This window comes from Niveispirillum fermenti (assembly GCF_048066175.1).
Lineage (GTDB): Bacteria > Pseudomonadota > Alphaproteobacteria > Azospirillales > Azospirillaceae > Niveispirillum > Niveispirillum fermenti.
The window spans coordinates 32,872-39,315 of record NZ_JBLTXA010000036.1 but is presented as its reverse complement, the minus strand read 5'-3'; the positions used below and the strand labels follow the sequence as shown (position 1 = coordinate 39,315).

Below are 6,444 nucleotides of genomic sequence, written 5' to 3'. Positions count from 1 at the left end.
CAGTCCTGAGGGGCCGCGGCCCAGATTTCCGCGGCCAGCAACGCCAGTTCCTCCACACCTTTCGAGCGCGGGTCGGTTTCCGCCAGGGTCAGCCCGTCCATCAGCGATCCGGCGAAGCCGATGCGGTTGCCCAGATGGGCCGTCGCCACCGGCACACCCAATTCCGCCGCCTTTTCCGCCACGGCATCCACCAGCCGGCCGCGCGCCGGCACACGGTTCAACACCAGAAGCGCCGGTCGCTTTTCGGCCAGCGCCAGATCCAGCGTGGGCCGCGTGGCCCACAGGTCCATGGGGCTGGGCTGCACGGGCACCACAACCAGCGATGCCGTGCGCACGGCGATGCGGGCATCGGTTTCGGCATGGGGCGGGCTGTCGATGACCACGATGTCGTGGGTCCTGGCCAGCCGCTCCACCTCCCGCTGGGTACGCCAGCCGGAAATCTGCAGGTGGGTCAGGCCGGTCTGTTCCGGCCCCATCAGCGACTGGCGCTGCCCGTACCATGCCGACAGGCTGCCCTGAGGGTCGATATCGACCAGGGCCACCGACCGTCCGGCCAGCACCCAGGTGACGGCCAGATGGATGGCCAGCGTGGTCTTGCCAGCCCCGCCCTTTTGTTGTGCGATGGTGATGACGCGCCCCGCCATGCCCGATCCTTCGGTTCGACCAGTGATCGCCGGCAGTGTGCCCGCAAGGGGCGGGCGCGGCAAGTATCGCACCGCAACAACCGGATATGCGCATCATGATCGATCCCACCCCCTGGCCCGGGCACCTGCCCGTCACCCGTCTGCGCGTGGCACGGCCCACCGACCGGCTGGCCGCGGTGACCGCCTTCTATCGCGACGTGATCGGCCTGCCCGTCATCGGCGGCTGGACCGACGACGGTACCCATGCGGGCTATGACGGGGTGATGATCGGGCTTCCCGGCTGGGATGTGCATCTTGAATTCACCCAGCACCGGGACGGCAGCCCCTGCCCCGCACCCACCCGCGACAATCTGCTGGTCCTTTATGTCGACAGCCGGGCCGGGCTGGACGCGGTGGCCACCGCCATCCAGGCGCGCGGCGGCGTGCCCGTGACCGCAGAAAACCCCTACTGGCACCCGCGTGCCATCTGTTTCGAGGATCCGGACGGCTGGGGCGTGGTCTTCTCGCTGAAGCCGGGCCTTGCCTGACGCGGCCGGGCTTTGCATGGAAAGCCCGTGATCGGGGAACGGCCAGGGTCTATCCTTGCGCCCGATACCGTCAGGAACCCGAACCCGTGCCCCACGATCATTGCTGCGACGATCCCACCCATGACCATGCGCCGCCGGTCCCGCCGCCGCATACCGACCGTCCGCGCGTGATGCCGCCCGGCCCGGCCGCCTATGCCGAGGCGGCCGGTATCCTGGCGGCGGGCGGTCTTGTGGCCCTGCCGACCGAAACCGTCTATGGCCTGGGCGGGGATGCGGGCAATGACGCCGCCGTCGCGTCGATCTTCGCCGCCAAGGGCCGCCCCAGCTTCAACCCGCTGATCGTGCATGTGGTCGATGCCGCCGCGGCCGATGCCTATGCCAGGGTCGATGAGCGTGCGCGCCGTGCCATGGAATTGTGGTGGCCCGGCCCGTTGACTTTGGTGCTGCCGCGCCGGCCGGCGGCACGCCTGTCGCTGCTGGTGTCAGCGGGGCTGGATACCGTGGCCCTGCGCAGCCCCGCCCATCCCGTGGCACAGGCGTTGCTGCGGACCTGCGGCCGCCCCGTCGCCGCCCCTTCCGCCAACCGTTCCGGGCATGTCAGCCCCACCACGCCCATGCATGTGGCGGACGAGTTTCCCGATGGCGGCGGCGCCCGGCTGAAGCTGATCCTCGCCGGCGGGCGCTGCACCATCGGCGTGGAATCGACGGTGCTGGACCTGACGGGGGAACGCCCCCTGCTGCTGCGCCCCGGTTCGGTGACGAAGGAGGAACTCGAAGCCGTGCTGGGCCCGGTCGATCTGGCCACGGCGGCCGATGGGGTGAAGGCGCCGGGCATGATGACCAGCCATTACGCGCCCGGCCTGCCCGTGCGGCTGGATGCGACCGATGTGGCAGCCGACGAGGCGCTGCTGGCCTTCGGCCCCGATCAGTTCCTGCGCGGCGGCGCGGTGCGGCTGAACCTGTCCGCGACCGGCGACCTGACGGAGGCGGCGGCCAACCTCTTCGCGATGCTGCGGGCGCTGGACCGGCCCGGCCTGTCGGGCATCGCCGTCATGCCCGTCCCCGACAGGGGGCTGGGCGCCGCGATAAACGACCGGCTGCGCCGCGCCGCGGCGCCGCGGGGCTGAACCGATGATGCGGGACGACCTGCCCGGCCGGCTCGCCGCCCTGATCGGCCCCGATCATGTGCTGACGGGCGACGCCATGGCGCCCTATGCCTTCGACTGGCGCCGGCGGCAGGAAAGCCGGCCGCTGGCCGTCCTGCGCCCCGGCAGCACGGCGGAGGTTGCGGCCATCACCCGCCTCTGCGCGCAAGATCGCGTGCCGCTGGTGCCGCAGGGTGGCAATACGGGCCTGGTGGGCGGCACCGTGGCGATACCGGGGATGGGGTCGCTCATTCTCAATCTGGGCCGGCTGAACCGTGTCCGCGCGCTGGATCCGGCGGACCACACGCTGACGGCGGAGGCAGGCTGCGTCCTGGCCGACCTGCAGGCCGCCGCCGCCGCCGCAGACCGATACCTGCCCCTGTCGCTGGGGTCGGAGGGAACCTGCATGCTGGGGGGCGCCCTGTCCAGCAATGCCGGTGGCATCCTCACCCTGCGCTATGGCAATGCACGCGACCTTGTCCTGGGGCTGGAGGTGGTCCTGCCCGACGGCCGCGTCTGGAACGGGCTGCGCACCCTGCGCAAGGACAATAGCGGTTATGATCTGAAGCATCTGTTCCTGGGGGCCGAAGGCACCCTTGGCATCATCACCGCCGCGTCGCTGAAGCTGTACCCAAGGCCAAGACAGGTGGAAACGGCGCTGGTCGCCGTGCCCGACCCCGCCGCCGCCCTTGCCCTGCTGGGCCTGGCCCGCACCGGCACGGGCGACAGCCTGTCGGCCTTCGAACTGATGCCTCGTTTCACCTTCGACGGGTCGCGGGACATACTGGGGCGGGAACAGGACCCGCTGGCAGAACCGTCACCCTGGTACGTGCTGATGGAGGCCGGCAGCGGCATGGCGGGACCGCTGCTGCGGCGGCAGGTGGAAGCCGTGCTGGAGACGGCGCTGGAGCAAGGTTTCGTTACCGACGCCATCTTCGCCGACAGCCTGGAACAGACCCGCAAGCTGTGGCTGATCCGTGAAAGCCTGCCCGAGATCGGGCGCAAGATCGGCGGCGCCGTGCATACCGACATATCGGTCCCCGTCAGCCGCATCCCCGATTTCGTGGCGACCACGCTGGCCGCCGTCGCCGCGTACATGCCGGGCATCCGGCCCTACCCGTTCGGCCATGTCGGGGACGGCAACATTCATTTCAATGTCGGCCGCCCCGCCGGGATGGACACCGCCGCCTATCTGGCGCACGCGCCGGCCATCGCCGGCCTGATCCATGCCAGCGCCCTGGCACATGGCGGCAGCATCAGTGCCGAACATGGCATCGGCAACCTGAAGGCGGGAGAGATGGTCCGCATCAAGGATCCCGTGGAACTGGACCTGATGCGATCCCTGAAGGAACTGCTCGACCCGACGGGGATCATGAATCCGGGGAAGATGCTGCCGCCGTCCTGACGGCGACCACTTCCTCCTTCCCCGTCGCCGGCCGTGGTTCCAGCCAAGCCGCCGCCTGCGCCCGCCCATGCGCCTTCAAGGCCAGCAGGTAATCCATGTCGATACGCAGGCCTGTCAGATCATCCAGACCCGGCGCCTGCGGATCGATGGACAGGATATCAAGCTGTTCCGGCCCCTCACCATGGCTCAGCACCTCGCGCACCAGGGCGATCTCGGCTTCCAGGGGACGGGAAAAGGTAATCTGGTTCAACCGCTCGCGAATCGCCGACGCGGTGCGCGGCGTGGCATCGGTGCAGTTCGCCATGGCCTGCACCACAAGCACCTGACCGACGGAAGGGCCGTCCAGCAACGCTCGGATGGGCGGGTTCAGCGTGTAGCCCCCGTCCCAATAGGCCTCGCCCTCGATTTCCACGGCCTGATGCAGCGTGGGCAATGTGGTGGAGGCCAGCAGCGAATCGATGTCCACGTTTTCATTGCCAAAAAGCTGGGGCTGACCGTCGCTGACCCGCGTGGCGGAGATGATGAGGGGCGGGGCCGAAGGCAGCCGCAACGCCTGAAAGTCCACCTCCTCCAGCAGGATCGACCGCAACGGGTTGAAGCCCAGCGGGTTGAGGGCATAGGGCGAGAAGAACCGTGTCGCCATGGCAAAGGCCGCATTGTTCACGGCATGGGTCAAACCGCTCTGCGCCCAGGTAGGGCAGAAGCCCAGCGAGCCGACCCCGCATTCCCCGACCCGGCGCCAGACCCGATCCAGCCCGTTCCGCGCCCCTTCGGGGCCGTCCGTAGCCCAGCCGGCAGCAAAGGCCGCGGCATTGACGGCCCCGGCCGATGCCCCACTCAACCTGGAGGGGCGGAAATCAGGTTCATCCAACAGACGATCCAGAACGCCCCAGGTGAAGGCGCCCAGTGAGCCGCCACCCTGCAAGGCCAGCGCAATACCGCCAGGGCGATTGGAACCGGCCGTCCGAAGGCCTTCCAGACGCCGTATGATCCGTTTGAATACCATGGTCGGCTCCGATGTTGCGGTGCAGCATAATACCACAGGTCACAGGCCCCGTCGCCCCGGCGGCTTGAACCATCCATTCCGGATGCCCACCTGCTTTATCGGGTCAGTGCCGGATGCCCGATCGGGGTCCGGTACTGACCCTGTCCCGCAACCGGTATCGCTCACAGGAGGATATCGCCATGACGCACCCGGTGCCGCAACTGATCCGTTCCGCCATCCAGCATGCCAGCCACCGCGCCCAGGGCCCGGAACTGGCCGCCGCGATCCTGTCGGCCCTGCGCCGGCTTCATCATATCCTGGACGAGGCGGGCGGAACCAACCTTGCCCAGCAGTTCGTCGATGGACCCGTCAGCAACGAGATCCTGGAACGTAATCTGCGCCATATCGAACGCCACGGGGCCGAGCCCGCTCCCGTGCCGCTGCCCGCGGCACTTTCCGCCGGACCCGCCACGACCATCATGCTGGATGCAGTGGATAGCGGGCTGCTGCTCAACAACCTGATACCCGGCAATAGCGGCCTTCCGCTGCTCGCACCGGAACTGGCGACGGCCTTACTGAACAGCCTGGGCGGCACGCCGGACGCCGCCAGCCTGCTGTCATTGCTGCGCGACGGCCTGTCGGAGGGGGAGTTTGACTTCGTATCGAGCAGCCGCACGGTTCACCGGCTGCATTGACTGCCGGATAGCACATTCCAACAAAGCCAAAGGCTAATACCAACATGCGATGAGTAGAACTCATCGCATGTTGGTATAATAAAGCCTCATACCGTTTTGCGATAAGGAATGGTGAAAGCGGGGCACCGGGGTAAGCCCCGGTGGCCCGCTTTGCGCATGATCAGGCCGCGGCCCGGGCGGCTTCGGCCTTCTTGCGCATGCGGGAATAGGCGAAGCGGGCGGCTGCGCTGTGCAACCAGGTATGCGGCTTCAGGCCCGATGCCTTGAATACCATGCCGACCATGCGGTCCAGATGCTGCGGCTTGTAATAGGCATAGGCCAGCGCCGTGTATTCCGCATTGTTCTCCGCCCTGGCATAAGGACGGGTCCAGTAGTTCGCGGCATAGAAGGCATAGGATAATTCATCATCCTCCGTCTCGTTGATCCGCGACAGGCTGATCATCAGCCTTTGCAGGCGATTGAGCTTTTCAGCGTTGAGATAGCGCTTCAGGTGATCATAGAACAGCTTGTAATGCCGCAGCTCGTCCGCGGCGATATGCTTGCAGATTTGCTTGAAGACCGGCTCATCGGTGGCTTCGGCCAAGGCGGTGTAATAGCTCGACGTGCCCGTTTCCACGATGCAGCGGCTCACCAGTTCACCGGCGCGGCTGCCGCGCTTGCTGTCCATCGCATGGATATCGATCTGGTACCCGTCGCGGAAGCGCTGCACGGCGGCCTGGAAGTCCCAGGAGGGATCGATGCGCGCGGCCCAGGTCCCAAGTGCCTCCCCGTGCTGCACCTCCTCCACGGCCCAGTCGCGGGCCACCTGGCAGAAGACCGGATCATCGCGGAAGATATTGCACAGGTAATCGGCATAGATATGGCCGTTATACTCAACCAGGGCGGCAGCCTTGGCCAGCTTCAGCATCTCCGGTGTGGCCTTGGCGGGGTCCAGCTTGTCCCAAGGCAGGCCCTCGATCGTCCAATGCGCATTCGCCATGATGCCGATACTCTTCCAGAAGCAACGGAAAGGGTGGCGCGTGACGGCGCCCGTGTTTGATGAC

General features: G+C 67.3%; 7 protein-coding genes. 4 read left to right on the top strand and 3 right to left on the bottom strand.

Annotated elements, in window-relative coordinates:
• A partial coding sequence (gene parA / locus ACM9LZ_RS22060) for a ParA family partition ATPase (RefSeq protein WP_416621684.1) occupies positions 1-644 on the bottom strand: 644 nt, incomplete at its 3' end.
• Positions 645-739: 95 nt separating this feature from the next.
• Between parA and ACM9LZ_RS22055 the strand changes: the two genes are divergently transcribed.
• From ACM9LZ_RS22055 to ACM9LZ_RS22045, 3 genes are all read left to right on the top strand, one after another.
• The gene (locus ACM9LZ_RS22055; RefSeq protein ID WP_416621683.1) at positions 740-1,171 is read left to right on the top strand and encodes a VOC family protein; all 432 of its coding nucleotides are present in this window, start codon (positions 740-742) and stop codon (positions 1,169-1,171) included.
• Positions 1,172-1,341: 170 nt separating this feature from the next.
• Positions 1,342-2,298 (top strand): L-threonylcarbamoyladenylate synthase, encoded by a 957-nt coding sequence (locus ACM9LZ_RS22050; RefSeq protein ID WP_416621686.1) that lies wholly within the window; start codon positions 1,342-1,344, stop codon positions 2,296-2,298.
• Between the two features lie 4 nt (positions 2,299-2,302).
• Positions 2,303-3,721 carry an FAD-binding oxidoreductase gene (locus tag ACM9LZ_RS22045; RefSeq protein WP_416621682.1) on the top strand — a complete coding sequence of 473 codons (1,419 nt, stop codon included), beginning with the start codon at positions 2,303-2,305 and terminating at the stop codon, positions 3,719-3,721.
• Here the strand turns inward: ACM9LZ_RS22045 and ACM9LZ_RS22040 are convergent.
• Positions 3,687-4,727: a patatin-like phospholipase family protein gene (locus ACM9LZ_RS22040; RefSeq protein ID WP_416621681.1), complete on the bottom strand. Its 1,041-nt coding sequence runs from the start codon at positions 4,725-4,727 to the stop codon at positions 3,687-3,689. The genes ACM9LZ_RS22045 and ACM9LZ_RS22040 overlap by 35 nt on opposite strands.
• A gap of 113 nt (positions 4,728-4,840) precedes the next feature.
• Here ACM9LZ_RS22040 and ACM9LZ_RS22035 point away from each other — a divergent pair, with 113 nt between their 5' ends.
• Positions 4,841-5,401, top strand: coding sequence for a hypothetical protein (locus tag ACM9LZ_RS22035; protein ID WP_416621680.1), 561 nt, complete (start codon positions 4,841-4,843; stop codon positions 5,399-5,401).
• A 160-nt stretch (positions 5,402-5,561) separates the two neighbouring features.
• Here ACM9LZ_RS22035 and ACM9LZ_RS22030 read toward each other — a convergent pair whose 3' ends face one another.
• Positions 5,562-6,380 (bottom strand): acyl-ACP desaturase, encoded by an 819-nt coding sequence (locus ACM9LZ_RS22030; RefSeq protein ID WP_416621679.1) that lies wholly within the window; start codon positions 6,378-6,380, stop codon positions 5,562-5,564.
• Between the last annotated feature and the right edge of the window lie 64 nt (positions 6,381-6,444).